The following is a 21,698-nucleotide window of genomic DNA, read 5'->3' as shown; positions in this document are numbered from 1 at the left end:
CCGGAAAAGATCGGTCCAAAAACGACGATTTCTATCCACGGCAACACAACCTCGCCTTTTCCCTTTAATCCAGGGTATATCTGACCAATGTAACATACAGCTATCTCAGCCTGCGCCAGATCCCGTCCGCCGGCTGAGGCGATAGCTTGGCGAGGAATTCGAGATGGCACATTCTGTCTGCATCACATGCGGTACGCAGTTCAGCGAAAGCGACGCGCCGCCGCGAGGCTGCCCGATCTGCGAGGATGAGCGTCAATTCGTACCCCAATCGGGCCAGGAATGGACCGATATGACAAGCCTCGGCCAGACGCATAGCGTGATCTGGAACAAGGAATCGGAAGGTATTCATAGCCTGCAGATTTCTCCCTATTTCGGCATCGGCCAGCGTGCATTTTTGATCGAAGGACCGGATGGCAACATTCTTTGGGATTGCCTCAGCCTCATCGACGAGGCCACAAAGACGCGGATTGCCGCCATGGGCGGCCTGAGCGCGATCGCGATCTCCCATCCGCATTTCTATACGTCGATGATCGAGTGGAGTGCCGCTTGCGGCGGCGCACCGATCCATATCCACGCCGACGACAGCGAATGGGTGCAAAGGCCGGATGCCGCCTTGCATCCATGGAGAGGCGCGACGCTTTCGATCGGCTCGGCGACCAAGATCCGATGCGGCGGCCATTTCGACGGCAGTTGCGTGCTCCATTGCCCCTGGCTCGAGGACGGGCGCGGTGCCCTCTTCGTCGGCGACACGATGCAGGTGACCATGGACCGTAAATTCGTGAGCTTCATGCGCAGCTACCCGAACCTCCTTCCGCTCGGCTCCAAGGCGGTAACGAGGATATTGGAAGCGGTTCGGCCCTATCGTTTCGAGACGATCTACGGCGCATTTCCCGGCCGAACGGTCGAGAGCAACGGCAACCAGGTGGTGGAGCGGTCGGCGGAAAGGTACCTTAAGGCGATCGCAAACTGAGAATCTTACGCCGGAAATGCCGCAGACCTAATTTTCCAGCGCCGCCTGCTTGTCCTTGACCAGTCGCACCGGCAGATTGACGGTGACAGACAATCCGCCAAGGCTGGAGCGGGCGAGCGCCAGCTTGCCGTCATAGGCCTCGACCAGATCCTTGACGATCGCCAGGCCGAAACCGGTTCCGGCGATGCTTTCGTCCAGCCGCCTGCCGCGGCGAATGAAGGCCATCTCGGCATCCTCCGGCAGACCCGGACCGTCGTCCTCGATACACAGTTCCACGCCCTCGAGCTCGGGCAACTGCGACAGACGGACCTTCACCTTGCCGGCCGTCCACTTTCTGGCATTGTCGATCAGATTGCCGGTAATGTCGGCAAAATCCGCCTCGTCGATCGCCAGCCACATCTCGGGCGGCGCCACAAGCTCGAAGTCGATCTTGCGCTCGCTCGACAGCCGCCGCATGACGGAGATGATCTTCTTAAGATCGGCGCTGGCGTCCATGACGCCGACAGTATGGGCGGCAGCCAGGCTCGCACGGGTTTGCGCAAGCGTTCGCTTGATCTGCGCCTCCATCCGGCTGACCTCCGTCTGGATGGCCGCGGCCCGCTCCGACATGCCCTCTTCCGACAGAAGGCGCGCCGTCGCCTCCAATGCCGCGAGTGGCGTCTTCAGGCCATGCGCGAGATCGCCGGCGCGCGCACGCGCCTGTGTCAACTGCGTTTCACGCGATGCGAGCAGCCCGTTGAGATCGTCCACGAGCGGCTGGACTTCGCGTGGAAACTGACCGGTGATCTTGCGTGCCGATCGCTCCTGCACCGCCATCAGGGCTGCGCGCAGATCATTGAGGGGTCGTAGCCCGTATCGCAGAAAAGCGATGACAGCCACGATGAGAGCGGCTGAAAGCACGCCAAGAGATGGCGCCATGGCGTAGAAGAAGCGCCAGCGCGCCGGCGCAAGCTCGCTGTTGTCGAGCGCCATGACGATATCGACGATCTGATCGCCCGTGGCCGAGGGGATCGAAATCGATCGCTCGACGGCAAGAAGACGGCTGCCGTTTGGCCCTTTCATATCCGTCGCTCGCCCGGCATCGCGAGGGCGGGCACGTAGCCATGGCAGGTTCTGCTCCCAGAGCGATTGGGAGCGCAGCTCGACAGTGCCGTTGCGGCCGACCTGCCAATAGAAGCCACCATTCGGAATGCCGAAGCGGGGATCCGTCGGCGTGTCGTCAAGGAAGAGTTGATTGGAGGAATTTATGTCGACCGCCGCCAGCAGAACGCGCAACTCCTCATCTATCTCCGAGAGGGCAAGCGCCCTGACGGCCAGTCCGGAAATGGCGTTGATGCCGACCCCCGCAAGAAAGGTTGCAACGATGATCGCCACCACGGAACCCAGCAACAACCGCCCTCGCAGCGAGAACGGTGTCATGACGGCGGCGCCTCGCGCGGGATGATATAGCCCTGGCCGCGCCGGGTCTCGATAACGGTGCCGTCGAACTTGCGCCTGAGACGCGCGACGACAACTTCGAGTGCGTTCGACAGCAGCTCCGTCTCTTCATCATAGATGCTGTCGGCGATCTGCGTTCGGGAAAGCACGGTGCCGGCATTGTGCATCAGATAGGCAAGAAGCCTGTATTCAAGCGCCGTCACCTGAACCGGCTGCCCCCGAAACGAAACGGTACGCTGGCGTGTGTCGAGCTCCAGCACGCCATTGGAAAGGATCGGAGAGGATTGTCCGGCGGCGCGGCGCATCAGGGCGCGCACGCGCGCCAGAAGCTCTTCCATGCGGAAGGGTTTGGTCAGATAATCGTCGGCACCCGCATCCATGCCGTCGACCTTGTCGCGCCACCCGTCTCGCGCCGTCAATATAATGACAGGCATGCCGCGGCGTTCTGCGCGCCAGCGCCGCAGAACCGTCAGGCCATCAAGCTTAGGAAGTCCAAGGTCGAGGATGACGAGATCAAAATGCTCGATATCGCCGCGATACCAGGCTTCCTCGCCGTTGCTCACGGTCGAGACGACATAATGCTGATCCTCCAGGCAGCGGCGCATATCCGCCACGATACTGGGCTCATCCTCAGCAATCAGAATGCGCATTCTCAGCGTCTCTCGATCACGGCAAGTGTTGCGCCGTCGAGTACTATATCACCACGTTTGCCATCCGGCTTCAACACGCGCACGGCATAGGCCTGACGCCCAGCCCGGCGAACCCGCTTGATTCGCAGCACCTTTCCCGGCATCTCGCGCGCAACGACCGCATAGATGTCGCGTAGCGGCCGCAAGCTGCCGGCATCTTCGACCAGAACATTGCTATGTATACGAGCCAATGCTTCCATGCCTGGCAAGCTTAGCAGAACCGCTACCAAGAGAACGGACAGCCAGCGGGGCCAGCCGGCTCTTCGCCCGAATATGCGCAACGATATCAATCCTTCTTTCGAGATGGCACACAGGGCTCGCCCTGCAGCGAACCAAGCATAGCTTTCCCAACATTACAATTCACTGACAACGCCCGTAAGAGAGCTGCAAATTGAAGGGTGTATAAGCATGGGCAGATGGCACGCTGATTGTGCCGAGTTTCGTTCCGCAGAAGTTACCATGACTATCCAGATTTCGTCGATTACCCCAAATGCCAGCCTCTCGGTCTCCTCAGGCGGCATTCGGCCTGAGTTCGTCCGCAATGAAACCCTGGTGGACATCTTCAAGGCAACGGTTGCCCGCAGCCCCGACAGGACGGCACTGACCCTGATCGGGACCGACCAGGCGATGACCTATGCCGAACTGGACCGGCTCTCCGACGAGGCGGCGCGCGCGCTCAGCCGTCGCGGTATCGGCCCCGGCGATTTCGTCGGTCTTTGGTTCCAGCGCTCCCTTGAGCTACATGTCGCACTTCTGGCGATTCTCAAGGCCGGAGCTGCCTACATTCCCTTCGATGCGTCTGCTCCTGCCGATCGCGTGGCGGTTAGCCTGGCCGATTGCGGTGCGAAATGGCTGCTGACGCATGATGAAAAGGCGGCCCTCGCGCCCGAATTCGACGGCCAGACCCTGATCCTCAAAACACTGCTCGCAGAAGACGCTGATGGCGTCGCGCCGCGCGTCGCCACGCACGACGATCCCGCCTATGCCATCTACACTTCCGGCTCCACCGGCAAGCCGAAGGGCATCGTCATCACGCACGGGAACATCTGCCATTATCTGCGAGCGGGTAACGACGTTCTCGGCATGGTTGAATCGGATGTCGTTCTGCAGCAGGCTTCGGTCGCCTTCGACCTTTCGCTCGAAGAGATATTCGTTCCCTATCTGGTCGGTGCGACGCTGAAAGTAGCGACATCCGCCGTCATGGCCGAACTCGACAGGCTCGCGGATGTACTAGAAGCGGAAAAGATCACGGTCATCGACACCGTGCCGACCCTGCTCACTATGCTCGAGCGCGATGTCGAAAGCCTGCGCGTCATCATCGTCGGCGGCGAAGCCTGCCCTCCGGCGATCGTCAGCCGCTTTTCCAAAGCCGGCCGGCGCCTGATCAATACCTACGGTCCCACAGAGACGACGGTGGTTGCAACCTACGCCGAACTCGATCCATCCCGGCCGATCACGATCGGCCACCCGATCGCCAACACGACCGCCTACGTCGTCGACGAAAACCTGCAGCTCGTTGCCCGCGGTGACACCGGCGAATTGCTGATCGGCGGACCGGGTGTCGCTGCCGGCTATAGAAACCTGCCGCAGCTGACCGCCGCAAAATTCGTCGCCAACCCCTTCGCAGGCCATGACGATCCGGTGCTTTACCGCAGCGGCGACGCCGTGCTGATGGACGAAGAAGGGCAGCTCCATTTCCTCGGGCGCATCGACGACCAGGTCAAGATTCGCGGCTATCGCATCGAACTCGGCGAGATCGAAACCGTCGTGGGCGAACTTCCCGAGGTGAAGGCCGCATCCGTCGTCGTGCATCGCCCGCCGGATGGCGAGGACATGCTGGTCGCCCACATCGTTACCACGGGCAGCAGCTTCGATCGCGACAAGGCCCGCGCTGTGCTTGCGGCCAAACTGCCGCCCTACATGGTGCCCGCCGCCTGGCATAGCCATGTCTCTCTGCCGCGTCTTCCGTCCGGCAAGATAGACCGCAAGACGCTTGCCGCTATTCCGCTGGTGGCCGACCAGCCGACCCAGGCACAAGAGCCGCCGCGCACATGGACGGAGGCACAGCTGCTGAAGGCCGCGACCGAGGCGCTTCGACTGCGCTCCATCGGCTTCGAAGCGGATTTCTTCACTGAACTCGGCGGCCATTCCATGCTGGCGGCCCGCTTTGTTTCCGAAGTGCGCAAGATCCCGCTGCTCGCCAGCATCGCCCTGCGCGACGTCTATGCCGGCCGTACGCTGCGCGGCATTGCCGCGATCCTGGAGCAGCGCGCCGAGAGCACCTCGGGACAGGAACGCAAGAATTTCGAACCGGTGCCGTTGCGCCGGCGTTTTCTCTGCGGTCTCGCTCAAGCCGTGGTATTGCCCTTCATCGTCGCTATCGCAACGCTGCAATGGATCGGCCTGCTGCTTGCCTCGATCCTGCTGATCGATGACGGTGCATCGCTCTGGAATGAAATCCTCATTCTCGGCGGCGTCTACCTCGCGCTCAATCTCGGCGAGAAGCTTGTTGTTATCGCCCTTAAATGGCTTGTCATCGGCCGCACAAGGCCAGGCGTCTATCCGCTCTGGGGCACCTATTATTTCCGCATCTGGCTGATGCAGCGCATCGTCCAGCTGACCGCTCCGAAATTCCTCAAAGGTTCGCCGCTTATCCGCGTCTATATGCGCGCCCTTGGCGCCAAGGTCGGCAAGGACGCGATGATCGACGAATTCGAGGAAGGCGCGATCGATCTTGTGCGCATCGGCGCAAGATCCAGCCTCGGCGTCAAGATCAAGCTTGCCAATGTCGAAGTCATCGGCAATGAGATCCATGTCGGCACGATCGATATCGGCGAAGGCGTGCAGGTCGGCAATGGCTCGGTCATCGGCCATAACGTGAAGATCGGTGACGGCGCCATCATCGGCGATCTGACGGCGATCGCCGCCGGTACGCATGTCGAAGCCCACACCCGCTGGGACGGCTCCCCCGCCCGCCAGACCGGGCATGCCGAGCATGAAGACATGCCTGCGCATCCGGAGCTTGGGACCGTCGGACGGGTCTTTCAGTTCGTCGCCTATTTCGTTGCCTACAATCTGAGTCTCGTCGTCGGCCTGCTGCCGATCTTCCCGGCTTTCTATCTGTTCTCCGCCGTGCAGCAGATGTACGCTCCCGGCTCCGACGAGGCCCTATCCTGGGGAATGATCGCAGCACTCTCCTGGCCGGCCGCCTTCCTGCTGATCGTCGTGTCCATGGCTGTCGTCGTGGCGCTCAGATGGGTGCTCCTGCCCCGCGTCGTGCCGGGCCGCTACTCCATCTTCGGCAATCTCTATTTCCGCAAATGGGTTGTCGGTCTCACCACCGAGGCCATGCTCGAAACGCTGAATTCACTCTACGCCACCGTCTTCATGCGCAACTGGTACCGCCTGATGGGAGCCAAGATCGGCAAGGGCACGGAAATCTCGGCTAACTTCGCCGGCCGCTACGATCTGATCGAAATGGGCCGCGACAACTTCATCGGTGACGAGACGATTTTCGGCGATGAGGAAATCCAGAACGGCTGGATGGTGCTCAAGCGCCTGAAGACCGGCGATCGCTGCTTCTTCGGCAACTCCTCCGTCATCTCGCAGGGTGCCGTGATCGAGAGCGATTCACTCGTCGGCATCAAGACGCGCCTGCCCGACTCCCTGCACGTCAAGGCAGGTGAAACCTGGTGCGGCAGCCCTGCCTTCCAGTTCCCGACGCGCGAGAGGCTGCAGGCGGCTGCGACCGCCACCTATGCACCGCCACTGCGCATGCGTCTCGTGCGCATCGTGTTCGAGGCCATGCATACGTCGCTGCCGACAGCCATCCTGATCGTCATGGCGCTTGCAATGTCCGACATGCTGGCCAACGAAATCGACAATGGTGCCTGGGGCAGCCTTTTCTGGACGCTGATGGCCGCAGGCCTGGCGACCTCGGGTATCCTCTATCTCGTCGCCGTCGCCTTCAAATGGACGCTCATCGGCATCTACAAGCCGATGAACCGGCCGATGTGGTCCTGGTGGGCGATGCGCACCGAAGCCGTCGCGGTCTTCTACGGCGGGCTCGCCAGCAAGATGCTGCTCGACTATCTGCGTGGCACGCCTTTCCTGCCCTGGCTGCTCCGTCCCTTCGGCGCCAAGATCGGCCAGGGGGCATGGATCAACAGCACCGATATTTGCGAGTTCGATTGCACCCATATTGGCGATCATGCCGTACTCAATATGGGATCCTGCCCGCAGACCCATCTCTATGAAGACCGCATCATGAAGGTCGGCCGCATCACGATCGGCAAAGGCGTCTCCATCGGCTCGGGCAGCACCGTCTTGTACGAGGCCAATGTCGGCGATTTCGCCGAGATCGGATTGCTGACCCTGGTCATGAAGGGTGAGGCCATCCCGCAAGGAACGTCGTGGGTCGGTGCTCCCGCCCAGTCGGTTCAAGCCGAACAGGAGCAGGCTCCGGTCTCGGAAAAAGAGGCCCTGCCCCCCGCCGCTGCGTGAGCGCGGTATGACAGCCCCTCGATTTGAGGTTGTCCTGGCGGTCGCTGATGCGATCGCCGTCCTTGTCCGCCCGATGCCGGACGGACGAGCAGAGCGTGATCAGATCGCGCAAACAGCCTTGAGAGAAGCCACACAGCGGGACGATCTTTCCATCTATCGCCGGCCAAGCGAGCGGCCGGCGCTGAGGCATCCCTATCACGAGCTGGGTGTTTCGCTTTCACATCGCACCGATCTGCTGCTGGCGGGCTATTCGCCTCATAGCGCTGTCGGGGTCGATATAGAGGTCGAAGATATCAACGGCTTCGATCCGGTGGCCTTTGCCGCCGACCACTTCTCACCAAAGGAAGCGGCCGCGGTCGCCGCCCTCGATAGCGCAGCGGCGCTGGAGATCTGTTACCGACTCTGGGTCGCCAAGGAGGCTGCATTGAAGATCAGCGGCCGCGGTATTTTCGACGGGCTGGACGAACCTGATCTGGCGGCGCAGCTGAACCTCCTCCGCACCGATGGCGCAACAATCCATCTTGGCACCGGGTCGCGGCTGCCGCCGATTGCGCTCGCAGTGACTCGGCTTGCCGGCGCTGCGGATCAGCCTATCTATTGTGCCCTTGCCAGGGATATGCGCTGAGCGGCGATCCCTCGGTTGCGAGCATCTCGGCCGGAGAGGCACCGATGGAAACCGCGCCTTCCCCATAAGCGTAGATATTTCAGGGACGCGGCGGTGCGTCTGCGTCTTCGCGCGAGGCAAACCAGTTTGCCAGGGTCGCGCCGGAAATATTGTGCCAGACGGAAAAGATGGCGCTGGGAACCGCAGCGATCGGCGAGAAATAGGCCGTCGCCAGCGCGGCACCCAGGCCTGAATTCTGCATGCCCACTTCGATAGCCAGCGCCTTGCGCTTGTGGAAATTGAGTCCGAGCACTTTCGATGCATAGTAGCCGAAGAGATAGCCAAGACCGTTATGCAGGATAACGACGGCGAAAATCAGCAGGCCGGACTGCACGATGGCCGCCTTCGAGGCACCGACGACAGCCGCAACGATCAGCACGATGCCGATGACGCTGACGAGAGGCAGAACAGGGATCGCCGCGCGAACCAGGCCGGGCACGGCTTTCTGCGCGACAAAACCGAGCAGAAGCGGCACGATGATGACCTGCACGATGCTGATGAACATCGACCAGGCATTGACGGGCAGATACTGGCTTGCGAACATCCACACGAGGAACGGCGTGACGATGGGCGCAGCCAGCGTCGTCACACTCGTGCAGGCGACCGACAGCGCCACGTCGCCACGAGCAAGATAGGTCATGACATTGCTTGAGGTGCCGCCCGGGCAGCAGCCGACCAGAATGATGCCGGCGGCGACTTCCGGCGGCATCGGAATGATCTTGGTCAGCAAAAGTGCCAGCGCCGGCATGATGCCGAAATGTGCGATGACGCCGATCGCGACCTCATGGGGACGACGCGCCAGCTCGCGAAAGTCGTCAACGGATATCGTCAGCCCCATGCCGAACATGATGATCCCGAGAAGGACGACGATCCAGGGTGCAAACTGCTTGAAGACATCGGGCAGAAAGAAGCCGAGCACGGCAAACAGGATGACCCATATGGAAAAAGTCTTGCCGACGAAGGCGGAAAAGGATGCCAGGAATTTCATGGAATCTCCGGGGGGAAGGAGCATAATGATATTCGGCCGGTCTAAACCCGACGCATCGCATGTCAAGGCTTCGAACCGCCCGATCCGTCCACTTCCATCATCGATACGGTATGAAGCCATCGACGAGCGCAGGAGGTTTGTCCTGCAAGGAGCCAATACATGACTGTTACCGAGCCCGAGCCGATGTCCCGCACGAAGGCCTTATCCTACGCGCTCGGCCTGCCGCTGGCGCTGCTCGTGCTTATCTTTCTGCCCGCCGGTCGTCTCGACTGGCGGCCTGGATGGGTCTTCATCGCGTTCCTGGTGGTGAGCTATGGAATAGCGTTTCTGATCATGCGGCGCGCAAACCCGGTCATCTTCCAAGCGCGCAGCCGCTTCCAGACCGGAACCAAAGGCTGGGATCTCATCCTGGTCTCGCTGATCTTCCTTGGCATGATCGCCGAAATACCGGTCGGAGCCCTGGATGCCGGCAGGATGAAATGGTCGATGATGCCATCCTCCATCATGATCCTCGGTTATCTCCTGCTTGCGGCGGGCATCGCGCTCGCCACGTGGGCTCAGGCGGTCAATCGCTTCTTTGAGCCCGGCGTGCGCCTCCAGCGCGAACGCGGCCAGCACGTCATCAGCGACGGTCCCTACGCCTACGTGCGTCATCCCGGCTATGTCAGCGCGATCTTGGTATTTGCGGGGCTGGCACTGGCACTCGGTTCCTGGTGGGCCTTGATCCCTGCCGGCTGGGCAAGCGCCGTGCTGATCCTGCGCACCAGCTGGGAAGATGCGCTGCTTCATAGCGAGTTGGAAGGCTATGCCGACTATTCCAAGCGCGTTCGATTCCGGTTGCTGCCGGGTATCTGGTGATGCTCGATTTCGGCTGGCGCTAGGCTTTGCCATGCCAAAGGGAGCGGAGGCCACCGGCCTCTCCTTTCAGCGGATCCCTTGCCGGTATGCCAAGTTCGTCGATGATCGCCTGCTGCTCGGCCGTTGGCATTTCCCGGCAGAGGTCAGCCTCCTGATCCGGCGGGTAGCCGCCGATCACAAGCAGATCCTTGCTCGCCTCCAGCCGACAATGGCCGGTTCCGGCCGGCAGCAACAGGGCATCGCCGGCCTCGACTGCGATTTCCTTGCCTGCGGGTCCGCCGATCATCAGCCGGGCCTGACCTGCGGCGACGCCCAATATTTCATGGGCCTTCGAATGAAAATGGTGAAAGGAATAGACGCCGTTTCGCCAGAGGCCGCCCCACCCATTAGTTCGAAAGAGCCGTTCGAAAGCCTCTGCCCTGTCGAGGCCGTCAAGCACCTGCCGATAGACGATTACCGGAAATCGCCTGTTGTTGGGAACCCAGCCGGACTGCTCGAATTGGATTGCCTGCTCCATCCGTTCTCTCCCTGTCGATTGCCATCATAACCGCCGGATCTCGCTGCGGTTCCCACAGAAACTGGGGAACGATTGCCTGCGGCCGGGGTTTGGAAACGGGCATCCGATCAACGATACAGCGAAAGGATAGATCATGCCTTCCATCAATTCCGCACATATCCTCATCCTGGCAACGGACGGCTACGAACGTTCGGAACTCCGCGTTCCGCTCGACGAACTCAGGAAGCGTGGCGCCGACGTCAAGATTGCCTCCGTGAAGAAGGATAGCATCAAAAGCTGGGACAAGACCGATTGGGGCGACAGCGTCGACGTCGATCTCCTGGCCAAGGATGTCGACGTGAACCAGTTCGATGCGCTGGTGCTGCCGGGCGGCCAGATCAATCCCGACAAGCTGCGCCTCGAAGGAGACGCCATGCGTGTCGTCCGCGAGTTCCTGAATTCCGGCAAGGTGGTCGCCGCCATATGCCACGCACCCTGGCTGCTCGTCGAGGCCGACGCATTGCGGGGACGCCACGCAACCTCCTATTGGTCCATCAAGACGGATGTCAAAAATGCCGGCGCGAACTGGAAGGACGAAAAGGTCGTGACGGATGAGGGTATCATCACGTCCAGGTCGCCCGACGATCTTCCGGCCTTCGTCGACAAGATTGTCGAGGAGGTTCAGGAGGGCCGGCACCGGCGCGCGGCCTGATCGCCCAATCTCTTGTGAAACTTGCCGAGCCCCGGCGATAAATGCTGGGGCTTTCGCATCTTTTCCCTGCAGCAGAGCGGGAGCGGAGCGAATCCGCATATTGACTGGCCGGGCATGCTTTGATCTGTTGGCCGAACATGACAATGCCTGATGGCCGCCGGAGGTAGACGGATATCGGGGAGGAAAGCAGGGCATGACGATGGAGGCTGTGAGGGCGGTCAGCCTGAAGCAGATGGCGATTTCCTTTGAAATGGCCGGGAAGGCACGGTTCGATGCCGTGGCGGCGACCAATCTGGAGGTGGGAGCGCATGAGTTCGTGGCCATCGTCGGTCCGACGGGCTGCGGCAAATCCACCCTTCTCAATGCGACGGCGGGCCTTTTGACGCCGGCGTCCGGCACGGTGGAAGTCTTCGGTCAGCCGCTGAAATCCATCAATAAACAGGCGGGCTATCTCTTCCAGCAGGATTCGCTGATGCCGTGGAAAACGGTTCTCGAGAATGTTGCGATCGGGCTTGAGATCGCGGGGACGGATAGAGCCGAGGCAAGACGGATTGCGCGGGATTGGCTGGGGCGCGTCGGCCTTGCCACATTTGCCGATCGTTTCCCGCGCATGCTCTCGGGCGGCCAGCGCAAGCGCGTCGGCCTCGCTCAGGTGCTCATCCGCAATCCCAAGCTGCTGCTGATGGACGAACCATTCGGTCCGCTCGATGCGCAGACCCGCCTCATCATGGGCGACCTCCTGCTGAAACTCTGGTCCGAGGACCGCAAAGCCGTGATGTTCGTCACGCACGATCTCGATGAGGCGATCGCCCTTGCCGACCGCGTGGTCATCATGTCGGCCGGTCCGAAATCCCGCATCATCGGCGATTTCAAGGTCGCTCTGGAGCGGCCGCGCGATATCGGCGAGATACGCCACGATCCCGTATTCAACCGGCTGCATCGTGATATCTGGCAGGCGTTGCGCGATGAGGTGATGACCGCCTATCGCCAGAGCAGCGGAGAGATCGCATGAACCGTTCTCTCCTTCTCCTGCTGCAAATCCTGGTGGCCGTGGCCATCCTGGCTATCTGGCATCTCGCAACGAATACCGGCCTTTTCGGCAATCCGAAAACCATATCCTTCTTCTTTGCCGACCCGCTCAAGGTGGCGCAGCGCGTCTTTCAATGGTTCGCTTCAGGATCGATCTGGTATCATCTCTGGATCACACTGTCGGAATCGATCCTGGCCTTTCTGCTCGGCGCCTTCGGCGGCATCGTCTTCGGCTTCTGGTTCGCGCGCCGACCGCTGATAGCCGCCGTCTTCGACCCTTACGTGAAGGCGGCCAATGCACTGCCCCGCGTCGTGCTGGCTCCGATCTTCGCGCTGTGGTTCGGCCTCGGTATCTGGTCGAAGGTCGCGCTCGGCATCACCCTTGTTTTCTTCATCGTCTTTTTCAACGTCTATCAGGGCGTCAAGGAAGTCAGCCAGCCGGTGCTGTCCAACGCCCGCATGCTTGGCATGAACGAGCGACAGCTGCTGCGCCATGTCTATCTGCCATCCGCGCTTTCCTGGGTGTTTTCCAGCCTGCATACATCGGTGGGTTTTGCTGTCGTCGGCGCCGTCGTCGGCGAATATCTGGGCTCGGCCGCCGGCCTCGGCTACCTCATCCAGCAGGCCGAGGGCGTCTTTGACGTGACTGGCGTCTTCGCGGGCATGGTCGTTTTGACCGCCTTCGTCCTGCTCGTGGACTGGGTGATGACGATGGTCGAAAGGCGCCTGCTCGCCTGGCGCGGCCAATAGCGCATTGAGAACAGCGAAGTGGAGGAACAAGGACATGGAACGCAGGACATTTCTGATCGGGACGGCAAGCTTCGGTATCGGCGCATCGCTTGCAGGCATCTTGCCCGCCGCGGCACAGGATGCGAAACCGGAAAAGCCGGATCTATTGATCGGCGTCGGCGGCAAGCCGCTGCTCTATTACCTGCCGCTGACGATCGCCGAGCGCAAAGGCTTCTTCAAGGAAGAGGGCCTCAACGTCACCATCAATGATTTCGCCGGCGGTTCGAAATCGCTCGAAGGCCTGATCGGCGGCTCCCTCGATGTCGTCGCCGGTGCCTATGAACATACCATCCGCATGCAGAACAAGGGGCAGGATATCGTCGCGATCTGCAATCTCGGGCGCTTCCCCGGCATCGTTATCGCCATGCGCAAGGATCTCGCCGGCGAGATCAAGTCGATGGCGGACATGAAGGGCCGCAAGATCGGCGTGACCGCGCCAGGCTCCTCGACGGCACTGATGTTCCAATATGCCATGTTGAAGAGCGGACTGAAGACCGACGATGCATCGCTGATCGGCGTCGGCGGCGGGGCCGGCGCGGTTGCCGCGGTCAAGAGCGGTCAGATCGACGGCCTTTCCCATCTCGATCCCGTCATTGCGCAACTGCAATATGACGGCGACATCAATGTTCTGCTGGATACGCGCACCGAGGCCGGCACCCGTGCGCTCTTCGGCGGCCCGAACCCGGCCGCAACGGTCTACATCAAGCGCGAGTTTGCCAAGGAAAACCCGATCACCACGCAAAAGACGGTCAATGCCTTCATGAAGGCATTGAAGTGGATCTCGTCGGCAAGCCCGGATGACGTCGCCAGCGTCGTGCCGGAGGAGTACCTGCTCGGAAATCGCGACCTCTATATGCAGGCCTTCAAGAATTCCAAGGAAATGTATTCACCGGACGGCATGGTCACGATGGAAGGCTATAATTCCATGATGGGCGTCCTGAAGGCGCTCGATCCCGATCTCGCCAATGCCGATGTGCCCTTTGAGAAGACATTCGATCCGACCTTTGCTAAGGCCGCAAAGACCTGATCGCGCAATGGACGACAAGCGATAACTCGACGGCCACCGTCGTTCAGGCGTCACATCGCTACACAAATCATTCTTTCTCGATCCGCAATCCTTCGAGAAAGGTGCGAAAAGCGCCGACGGCCCGTTTCGAGGTCGTCTCTGGATCGTCCGAATTGGCGATCCATTGCGCCGCGCAGCTGCTCGCCGCATTGATCAGGCGAGCGCCTGCTTCCGGATCAATATCGACGATGATACCGTCTTCGCGAAGACAGCGAAGGCTTTCTGTAATCGTGGCAATACAGCCGTTGGCGCTCGGCCATCCGGAGGGTTCGCCGAGCACGGCCGGACCGTCGCGGAACATGATGCGCTGAATTTCCGGCTCCAGCGCCATCTCGACGTAACCGACATTCTCGTCGACGAACGCCTGCCAGCGTGACGGTGCTCGAGATGAGATCTGACAGAGCCTTGCGGTCATTTCGGCATCGATCTCGCTGACGACAGCTTGGAGCAGGCCCTTCTTGTCGCCGAAATGGTGGTAAAGGGCCCCTCGCGTCAGCCCCGCCGCCGCTGTAAAGTCATCCATCGATGCCTCGGCATAGCCGACGCTACCGAATGCCTTACGGGCGGCGGTCAGCAGCTTGGCTCGCGTTTCGGCAATCATTTCACTGCGAGGTTTGCGCATTGCGTCTCCGTCGGCTCTTCACAATCATTGGCATACGCTGCGTATATTAGTTGACATACGCGACGTATGCAATTATCCATTGACATACGCCGCGTATGCGTACGCAATCTCGTTCAATTCGGGGAATGTTCCGATGTCCAATCCATATAGAGAGATTTTCCGAGCGCCCGGAGCCAAGGGCTTTTCAGCCGCAGCCTTCCTTGCCCGACTTCCGCTTGCCATGGCGCCGATCGGCATCGTTGCCATGCTGTCGCAGACGCGTGGCGAATATTGGCTGGCCGGCGCGGTTTCGGCCACCTTCGCCCTGACCAATGCTGTCGTCTCGCCGCAAATATCGCGCTTCGTCGACCGGGTCGGTCAAAGTGCCGTTGTCTTGCCGGCCACCATCGTCTCGGTCGTCGCCTTCGTCATTCTGGTCGTCGCGGCGAATCAGGGCTGGCCGGCCTGGGTGCTGTTTGCCTCGGCCTTTTTCGCGGCCGTCATGCCAAGCATCCCTGCCTTGGTACGCGCGCGCTGGACGGAGATCTTTCGGGACCGGCCTGAGTTGAACACGGCCTTTGCATTCGAATCGGCAGCCGATGAGCTCGTCTACATCACCGGCGCATCCCTTTCCGTTGGACTTGCCGTCTCACTGTTCCCGGAAGCCGGAATGGTCGCGAGCACCATCTTCCTCGCGCTCGGATCGGCAGCCTTCCTGATGCAGAGATCGACAGAGCCGAAGGTTCGTGCAATCGATGCCGAAGCGCCGCAGCACTCGGCGATCTGGCAGCGGCCTGTCCAGATCATCACGCTGGCGCTGATCTTCGTCGGAGCCACCTTCGCAACGGCGGAAGTCAGTGCTGTGGCCATCACCAAGCAGCTCGGCGAACCGAGTGCCGCAAGCATCGTCATTGGTGTCTATGCGCTCGGCTCCTTCATCGTCGGCCTCATCATCGGAGCGCTGAACCTCAAAATGCCGCTGCAACGTCAGCTGCTGGTGGCCGCCACTATCCTTGCCATCACCTCCCTGCCGCTTCTTGTAGCCGGCACCTCAGTCGCGCTGCTCGCTTTTGCCGTTTTCCTCAGCGGCGTCGCCATTTCACCGACCTTCATCACTGCCTTCGGACTGATAGAACGCCGCGTGCCGGAGGCCATGCTGACGGAAGGAGTGACCTGGGTGATGACCGGCATCGGTATCGGCATGGCACTCGGCGCCTTCGTCTCCGGTTGGGTGGTGGATAGTTTCGGCCCCGCCAACGGCTTCTGGGTTTCAGTCGCGGCAACCATCGCAGCCGTCATCGTCGTGGCGCTCGGCCAGGCAAGCCTTTCCGGCGCACGAGCCCCCAGCACGGCCGCCGTTACGCAGCTGGCCGAATGAGGAGACGGGAGAGCCGCCTGCGGCGGCATATTGCTCCGTGACGAATGTGCCCCGGGACAACATTGCCTATTCCCTCAGCCTATGCGCGCCGAAAGACCCGTTGCCGGGTGCTGACCCAGTCGAGAAAAGTCAGCACCCCTCCCAAAACCAGAAAGGCTGCTGCCAGCAGCCCCATGTTCAGCAGGACGGCTTCAAGGCCGATATCGCGAACGTCCAGAAACGGGTATGGGTAGAAGTGAGAGATATATCCATGCGCAAGCGTATAAGCGGAATAGGCTGCGGGAAAAGCCAACCACCAGAGCACATCGCGCCAGGAAAGCCTACCGCGTTCACTCAGAAAAATCCAATCCAGGGCATACAGCACCGGAACACAATAATGGAGTATCTGGTCTCCGAGCAGTTGCCAGCCGCGAGGGTGCCAAACGTCCCTTAGCATCAAAACATAAACGATGCCCGCAATCCCGACGTAAATGAGAACGGCGCTTCGGATCGACGGCTTGCTCGCCCATCGGCCAATCGACGAGCGCGACGCGATTTGCGTGCAAAGTAGTGTCAAGGCGAGCAGAAGATTGGATTGAATGGTGAAATAGCTGAAGAAATTCAACGTCATGGCCAGCCGAGAAACATGCACGCCCGGTATGATAGCGAAATATGAGATCGCGATACCCGACAAAGCAAGTAGGGCAAGCAGACAGCGATAGATGCGAATCAAGCCGACCACGATGCCTCACCTGCTGAATTAACACCGGAGCGGAGGCTGAGGGAATTCAACATCGACTCGCTCGATTTCATCGAAATTCCATAGCTCATTGAGGACAAGGCGCGCCTTGAAACTTTCGCCAATCCGCCGACCTCCGCGGCAAGATCGACGGTATTGGAGACATATACCGTCTCGCAGAAGACTATTCGATTGCGGCAAATCAAAAGCAAGCATCGAACGGCTGAAGAAATCCTTCGGCCATGAGGTGACGACAGCTCTTGGCCAAGTCGATGTCGACATGTTGAGCCCTGAAAGCGGTTTTGCCTCTCGTGCCCTCGGAGACGATTGTCAGATGCGCATGCGCGGCACGTCATTGGGATCGAGGCGCAGCTCGATCAGCACCGGGCGATTGCGATTCCGGATGGCGTCCAGGGCGCTTTCAAGCTCGTCGGCCGAGCTGACCGCAATACCGTGACCGCCGAGCGCGGTCGCGACCTCAGCAAACGAGGGCCAGTTGAACAGGGTGAGGCCCGGGTCCATCTTCCGATCGCGAAACTGGATATGTTCGGCTCCATAGGCGGAATCATTGCAGACGATGACGATCAGGTCCTGCCCAAGACGCACCGCCGTATTGAACTCGTTGACGCCGCTCATCATGAAACCGCCATCCCCGGTGAAAAGCACCACCGGCCGATCCGGCGCAGCAACGCTTGCGCCGATTGCTTCCTGCAACCCAAGGCCGATCGAGCCGAAATTTGCCGTCACCACGAAGCTCCTCGGGTCGCTGACGGAAATTCGGCACCAGACCTCGGTCATGAAACGACCGCCGTCGGTCACAAGCACCCTGTTCTTCGGCAGAGCTTTTTCCAGCTCCTCGAGCGCCCAGATGTAATTCACATATCCCGTGTTCGTCTTGCCGCGCTGATCGGATGGGTGGGTGGTGAGCGAGGGGACATCCAGTTCGTGCGTGAAGCCGCTCGGCGGAATTTCCGCCTCGTCCAGCCAATGAACGAAATTGTCTGCCGTCAATCCTGCATCGGCTACCAGGGCTGCATCCGGATGAATGTTCTTGCCGATGGCGCGCGCATCCATATCGATCTGGACGATGCGCTTGCCCTTCAAGAGCTTGCCCCGGTCGGTAGTGAAATCATGCAACCCCGCTCCGAAACAGATCAGGCAATCCGTCTTGGCAATCAGGTCATAGGCGGTAGGCGTGCTGAGCGTGCCGAAAATGTCCATATTATAGGGATGGCCGCCGAAGAGCCCCTTTGCTTTTAAGGTCGTCGCAAGCGGAGCCTCCAGCCGATCCGCCAGCCGGATCAGCTGATCGCGCGCACCACAAGCCCCGCCACCTGCGAGGATGAGCGGACGCTTTGCCGAAGCGATCATGCCGATGGCCCTGTCCAGCGCGTCACCCTCGGGCACATATCCGGGAGCATCGAAGACTTCGAAGACAGCCCGCTCGTGAGCCTGTTCGCACCACATGAAATCGGCCGGCATGTTCAAGACGATCGGACGCCGCTCGACCCGCGCACGGTAAAAAGCGCGGGCAACGTCCCGGGTTGCAGTTTCCGGTGAGCGCATCTGCTCGAAGCCGGCGCCGGTGGCCTTGACGACCTCGCGCTGGTCGATGCTTTGCAGATGGTGCGGGTTGACGACCGGCGTGTCGCCCGCCAGGAGCACCATGGGGATGGAACCGCGGGCGCCTTCAGTGAGCGCGGTGACGCAATTGGTCAAAGCCGGACCGTGGGTCACGCTCGCCACGCCCACCCTGCCTGCGACGTGGGCATAGGCAAGCGCCATCAGGACCGAACTACCCTCATGCGCTGCCGGCACGAAACGGCCGCCGCATCCGCGCACATAATGGTCGATAATAAAGAGATTGGCATCCCCCATGAGACCGAACATCGTGCCAACATCGTGATCGCGAATCGCCCTCGCGATCGACTGGTATACATAGATCGCATTGTCGGTCATTTAAGTATTTTCCCCTCCCGCAGCGCGTCAGATCGTTGATGCTCAGAATATCAGGAAGGTCATGCAAGAGGTGCGCGATTTGGAGACGAGTTCCCCTTGTTAATACAAGATAATCGCTTCATTGTCGTATGTTGCGCACAATTCACGCATGGATAAATGTGGCGATTTCAGCATGCGTCGCTTCAGGCCGATGATGCGGCGTCATCCCGGCGTGGTATAAGGGACGCAGGCACAGAGACGGCAATGTTGCTGTCCGGGCAAACCCGAGGCATCCACAAAGGCGAACGGGCTCGTTCGCAAAATTCATATGGCCAAGGAAGGAACTTGCCCCGTCCTATCGGGGAAGATGATGCTCCTCGCCGACAAATGTCTACTTGGCATCATCGAGCTTATTGTAACCTGCCTGTATGATATCAATATCGCATGCGTGACCGATGCCGGCCAATTTATAGAGCACATCGCCGACGGCTATATCCACGCGCGGCTTGTTCTTCGAATAGACTTTCTCAACCATCGGCTTGATAGCCGCTTCGGTGCCGCCAGCGGCAAAATAAAGCTCCAGAGCGCGGCACAGAAACGCATCTCTGCGATCATTCAAATCCATCAGAGACTCATCGCCTACAGTCGATGCCAGCATCCTGACGGCCTTATTTTGGTATTCACTCATATAATTCATCCAAATCTTCTGAACGATATTCGAATCGAAAATCCAATATAGGCTCTGCACGTCTATTCTTTCCCGAGACTGAATCGGTTTCGGCAGCTGCATAAGCCCGCGGGACGATGCGGAGGCAGATGAGTTTTCGTCCGATTTCAGCTGAATAGAGATCCGTCATTTTCGAACGTTCACAGGGACTGCAGTCTTTCCATGAAAAGGGATGCGAGCTTCAGATAAGGTGTTTCGCATTTTTCTATAAAGTCATGAGACGACACACACCGTAACGTGCAACGCTCGTTTGGAGGAAACGAGAAACGCAAAGGTATGGAGGAGATTACCTTGGCAATAGCAGCAGAGGAAAATACCGCACGCCCGTCCCCCGAAGATGAAAAGCTCAACCTTGGCGCCAATCTGGCTTATGGCCTTCAGCATGTCCTGACCATGTATGGCGGCATCGTCGCAGTCCCGCTGATCATCGGCCAGGCATCGGGCCTGACACCGGCCGATGTCGGTCTGCTCGTAACGGCATCGCTGTTTGCCGGCGGTCTCGCGACCATCCTGCAGACGATCGGGATACCATTTTTCGGGAGCCGCCTTCCCCTCGTACAGGGCGTATCCTTTTCCGGCGTCGCGACGATGATTGCCATTACCGGACATGGTGGCATCCAGGCCGTTCTCGGCGCGGTCATTGCGGCGTCCTTCATCGGGCTCCTCATCACGCCCGTCTTTTCGCGCATCACGCGCTTCTTCCCGCCGATCGTAACCGGCATCGTCATAACAACCATTGGCCTCACCCTCATGCCGGTCGCAGCGGGCTGGGCCATGGGCGGCACAAGGAATGCACCGGATTTCGGCAGCCAGGCCAATGTCCTGCTCGCCGCCGCAACACTCTTGATCGTGCTATTGCTCAGCAAGCTGGGGAGCGCCACCATATCCAGGCTTTCGATCCTGCTCGCCATCATCATCGGTACGGGGATCGCCTATGCAGCCGGCATTGCCGACTTCTCGCGGGTGATGAACGGGCCGCTTGTCGCCCTGCCGCAGATATTCCATTTTGGCTATCCCGTGTTCGATATGGCGGCGATCATCTCGATGTGCATCGTCATCATGGTGACACTGGTCGAAACCTCGGCGGATATTCTCGCTGTCGGCGAGATCGTCGGCACCAAGGTCGATGCGCGCCGGCTCGGCGACAGCTTGCGCGCCGATATGCTGTCCAGCATCCTCGCCCCGGTCGTCGGCTCCTTCACGCAGAGCGCCTTTGCCCAGAATGTCGGCCTTGTGGCCGTGACCGGCATCAAGAGCCGATTTGTCGTGGCGACCAGCGGCCTTTTTCTCGTCGCCCTCGGCTTGCTGCCGATCGTCGGCCGCATCGTCGCTGCCGTTCCGAGCTCCGTCCTCGGCGGGGCGGGGCTCGTCCTCTTCGGGACGGTCGCGGCAAGTGGTATCCGCACACTCGCCAAGGTCGACTATGAGAACAACATGAATCTCATCATCGTGGCGACCTCGATCGGCTTCGGCATGATCCCGATCGCGTCGCCTGGCTTCTATGAGCATTTTCCCGCATGGGTCATCACCATCTTCCACTCCGGTATCAGCTCGGCGGCATTGATGGCGATCATGCTGAACCTCCTGTTCAACCACCTGACGACCGGAAACTCGGATCAGCAATCGGTCTTCGCTGCGGGAACGGAACGTCTGATCCGCTATCAGGACATTGCCGGCCTGCATGACGGCGATTATTTCCTGAATGGCAAGCTTTACGATGCCAAAGGCGCGGAAGTTCCATTTGTCCCCGCGGAAGCCCATTAACGCACAGAGGGACCTGCTTCGGCGGCTTCAAAGCATTCTGCACGGCTGAAAACCTTGCGGGCCGGACGGTCTCACAATCGCGCCGGTCTCGCAATCCAGTCATTTGGCGGGGGGACATCAGCTGCTGAAGTATTGCCCGAGCGCAGGTGGCCTGCGGCCAAGTTCGGCTTCAGGCGCACTGCCGAGCGGCACTTTCGCCTCTCCACCAGCAGATTGACAGGTCGTAGACCACGATCTCCGATCCTTCTGCAATCCCTCTAACTGACTTGAGTGAGATTGCATCAGGATTCGCCCTGCCCCCACACCTCAGTAATTATGGTATAGTTTGTATTCTTTACTTACTATTTTTGCGGAATTTTCGATTATTAACA

The 21,698-nt window shown here is 60.1% G+C and carries 19 protein-coding genes; 10 read left to right on the top strand and 9 right to left on the bottom strand.

The features are described from left to right. Nucleotides 1-163 precede the first annotated feature (163 nt). Nucleotides 164-970: an MBL fold metallo-hydrolase gene (locus RTCIAT899_RS23890; protein WP_015342377.1), complete on the top strand. Its 807-nt coding sequence runs from the start codon at nucleotides 164-166 to the stop codon at nucleotides 968-970. Nucleotides 971-997: 27 nt separating this feature from the next. Here the strand turns inward: RTCIAT899_RS23890 and RTCIAT899_RS23885 are convergent, their stop codons facing one another. Genes RTCIAT899_RS23885 through RTCIAT899_RS23875 form a run of 3 tightly spaced genes read right to left on the bottom strand, consistent with a single transcriptional unit; the run spans nucleotide 998 to nucleotide 3,296 of the window. After that, nucleotides 998-2,389 (bottom strand): ATP-binding protein, encoded by a 1,392-nt coding sequence (locus RTCIAT899_RS23885; RefSeq protein ID WP_015342376.1) that lies wholly within the window; start codon nucleotides 2,387-2,389, stop codon nucleotides 998-1,000. Beyond that, a complete protein-coding gene (locus tag RTCIAT899_RS23880) occupies nucleotides 2,386-3,057 on the bottom strand; it encodes a response regulator transcription factor (protein ID WP_015342375.1) in 672 nt (223 codons plus the stop codon). Before RTCIAT899_RS23880 ends, RTCIAT899_RS23885 begins: the two co-directional genes overlap by 4 nt. Before the next feature lie 2 nt (nucleotides 3,058-3,059). Beyond that, complete coding sequence (locus RTCIAT899_RS23875; protein WP_015342374.1) at nucleotides 3,060-3,296, bottom strand: PepSY domain-containing protein; 237 nt, start codon at nucleotides 3,294-3,296, stop codon at nucleotides 3,060-3,062. A gap of 259 nt (nucleotides 3,297-3,555) precedes the next feature. On the opposite strand from RTCIAT899_RS23875, the gene RTCIAT899_RS23870 reads away from it, so the two are divergent. Together RTCIAT899_RS23870 and RTCIAT899_RS31765 are read left to right on the top strand one after the other, a co-directional pair. Next, nucleotides 3,556-7,599: a Pls/PosA family non-ribosomal peptide synthetase gene (locus tag RTCIAT899_RS23870; protein WP_015342373.1), complete on the top strand. Its 4,044-nt coding sequence runs from the start codon at nucleotides 3,556-3,558 to the stop codon at nucleotides 7,597-7,599. A gap of 7 nt (nucleotides 7,600-7,606) precedes the next feature. Beyond that, nucleotides 7,607-8,224 (top strand): 4'-phosphopantetheinyl transferase family protein, encoded by a 618-nt coding sequence (locus RTCIAT899_RS31765; protein ID WP_015342372.1) that lies wholly within the window; start codon nucleotides 7,607-7,609, stop codon nucleotides 8,222-8,224. Nucleotides 8,225-8,303: 79 nt separating this feature from the next. Here the strand turns inward: RTCIAT899_RS31765 and RTCIAT899_RS23860 are convergent, their stop codons facing one another. Then, nucleotides 8,304-9,251 (bottom strand): bile acid:sodium symporter family protein, encoded by a 948-nt coding sequence (locus RTCIAT899_RS23860; RefSeq protein ID WP_015342371.1) that lies wholly within the window; start codon nucleotides 9,249-9,251, stop codon nucleotides 8,304-8,306. A 159-nt stretch (nucleotides 9,252-9,410) separates the two neighbouring features. Here RTCIAT899_RS23860 and RTCIAT899_RS23855 point away from each other — a divergent pair, with 159 nt between their 5' ends. Further along, nucleotides 9,411-10,109, top strand: coding sequence for a methyltransferase family protein (locus RTCIAT899_RS23855; protein ID WP_015342370.1), 699 nt, complete (start codon nucleotides 9,411-9,413; stop codon nucleotides 10,107-10,109). A 19-nt stretch (nucleotides 10,110-10,128) separates the two neighbouring features. Here RTCIAT899_RS23855 and RTCIAT899_RS23850 read toward each other — a convergent pair whose 3' ends face one another. Further along, nucleotides 10,129-10,626 carry a cupin domain-containing protein gene (locus RTCIAT899_RS23850; RefSeq protein WP_015342369.1) on the bottom strand — a complete coding sequence of 166 codons (498 nt, stop codon included), beginning with the start codon at nucleotides 10,624-10,626 and terminating at the stop codon, nucleotides 10,129-10,131. Between the two features lie 133 nt (nucleotides 10,627-10,759). On the opposite strand from RTCIAT899_RS23850, the gene RTCIAT899_RS23845 reads away from it, so the two are divergent. From RTCIAT899_RS23845 to RTCIAT899_RS23830, 4 genes are all read left to right on the top strand, one after another. Further along, nucleotides 10,760-11,317: a DJ-1/PfpI/YhbO family deglycase/protease gene (locus RTCIAT899_RS23845; RefSeq protein WP_015342368.1), complete on the top strand. Its 558-nt coding sequence runs from the start codon at nucleotides 10,760-10,762 to the stop codon at nucleotides 11,315-11,317. Between the two features lie 193 nt (nucleotides 11,318-11,510). After that, nucleotides 11,511-12,329 (top strand): ABC transporter ATP-binding protein, encoded by an 819-nt coding sequence (locus RTCIAT899_RS23840; RefSeq protein ID WP_015342367.1) that lies wholly within the window; start codon nucleotides 11,511-11,513, stop codon nucleotides 12,327-12,329. Further along, a complete protein-coding gene (locus RTCIAT899_RS23835) occupies nucleotides 12,326-13,096 on the top strand; it encodes an ABC transporter permease (protein WP_015342366.1) in 771 nt (256 codons plus the stop codon). Before RTCIAT899_RS23840 ends, RTCIAT899_RS23835 begins: the two co-directional genes overlap by 4 nt. 34 nt (nucleotides 13,097-13,130) lie before the next feature. Further along, nucleotides 13,131-14,162: an ABC transporter substrate-binding protein gene (locus RTCIAT899_RS23830; RefSeq protein WP_015342365.1), complete on the top strand. Its 1,032-nt coding sequence runs from the start codon at nucleotides 13,131-13,133 to the stop codon at nucleotides 14,160-14,162. Nucleotides 14,163-14,229: 67 nt separating this feature from the next. On the opposite strand, the gene RTCIAT899_RS23825 is transcribed toward RTCIAT899_RS23830, so the two are convergent. Next, complete coding sequence (locus RTCIAT899_RS23825; protein WP_015342364.1) at nucleotides 14,230-14,823, bottom strand: TetR/AcrR family transcriptional regulator; 594 nt, start codon at nucleotides 14,821-14,823, stop codon at nucleotides 14,230-14,232. A 133-nt stretch (nucleotides 14,824-14,956) separates the two neighbouring features. Here RTCIAT899_RS23825 and RTCIAT899_RS23820 point away from each other — a divergent pair, with 133 nt between their 5' ends. Next, nucleotides 14,957-16,180: an MFS transporter gene (locus RTCIAT899_RS23820; protein ID WP_015342363.1), complete on the top strand. Its 1,224-nt coding sequence runs from the start codon at nucleotides 14,957-14,959 to the stop codon at nucleotides 16,178-16,180. A 79-nt stretch (nucleotides 16,181-16,259) separates the two neighbouring features. Here the strand turns inward: RTCIAT899_RS23820 and RTCIAT899_RS23815 are convergent, their stop codons facing one another. From RTCIAT899_RS23815 to RTCIAT899_RS23805, 3 genes are all read right to left on the bottom strand, one after another. Next, entirely contained in the window at nucleotides 16,260-16,901 is a 642-nt protein-coding gene (locus tag RTCIAT899_RS23815; RefSeq protein ID WP_135488106.1) for a Pr6Pr family membrane protein, read from the bottom strand. A 327-nt stretch (nucleotides 16,902-17,228) separates the two neighbouring features. Beyond that, a complete protein-coding gene (locus RTCIAT899_RS23810) occupies nucleotides 17,229-18,857 on the bottom strand; it encodes a thiamine pyrophosphate-binding protein (RefSeq protein WP_015342360.1) in 1,629 nt (542 codons plus the stop codon). A 370-nt stretch (nucleotides 18,858-19,227) separates the two neighbouring features. Beyond that, nucleotides 19,228-19,524: a hypothetical protein gene (locus tag RTCIAT899_RS23805; protein ID WP_041678347.1), complete on the bottom strand. Its 297-nt coding sequence runs from the start codon at nucleotides 19,522-19,524 to the stop codon at nucleotides 19,228-19,230. A gap of 330 nt (nucleotides 19,525-19,854) precedes the next feature. Between RTCIAT899_RS23805 and RTCIAT899_RS23800 the strand changes: the two genes are divergently transcribed. Beyond that, the gene (locus RTCIAT899_RS23800; RefSeq protein ID WP_041678346.1) at nucleotides 19,855-21,327 is read left to right on the top strand and encodes a nucleobase:cation symporter-2 family protein; all 1,473 of its coding nucleotides are present in this window, start codon (nucleotides 19,855-19,857) and stop codon (nucleotides 21,325-21,327) included. Nucleotides 21,328-21,698: the final 371 nt, after the last annotated feature.

The sequence above is a fragment of the Rhizobium tropici CIAT 899 genome, from assembly GCF_000330885.1.
In the GTDB taxonomy this organism is placed as follows: domain Bacteria; phylum Pseudomonadota; class Alphaproteobacteria; order Rhizobiales; family Rhizobiaceae; genus Rhizobium; species Rhizobium tropici.
The sequence above is the reverse complement of the archived record's forward strand: the minus strand, read 5'-3'. Positions and strand labels throughout refer to the sequence as shown.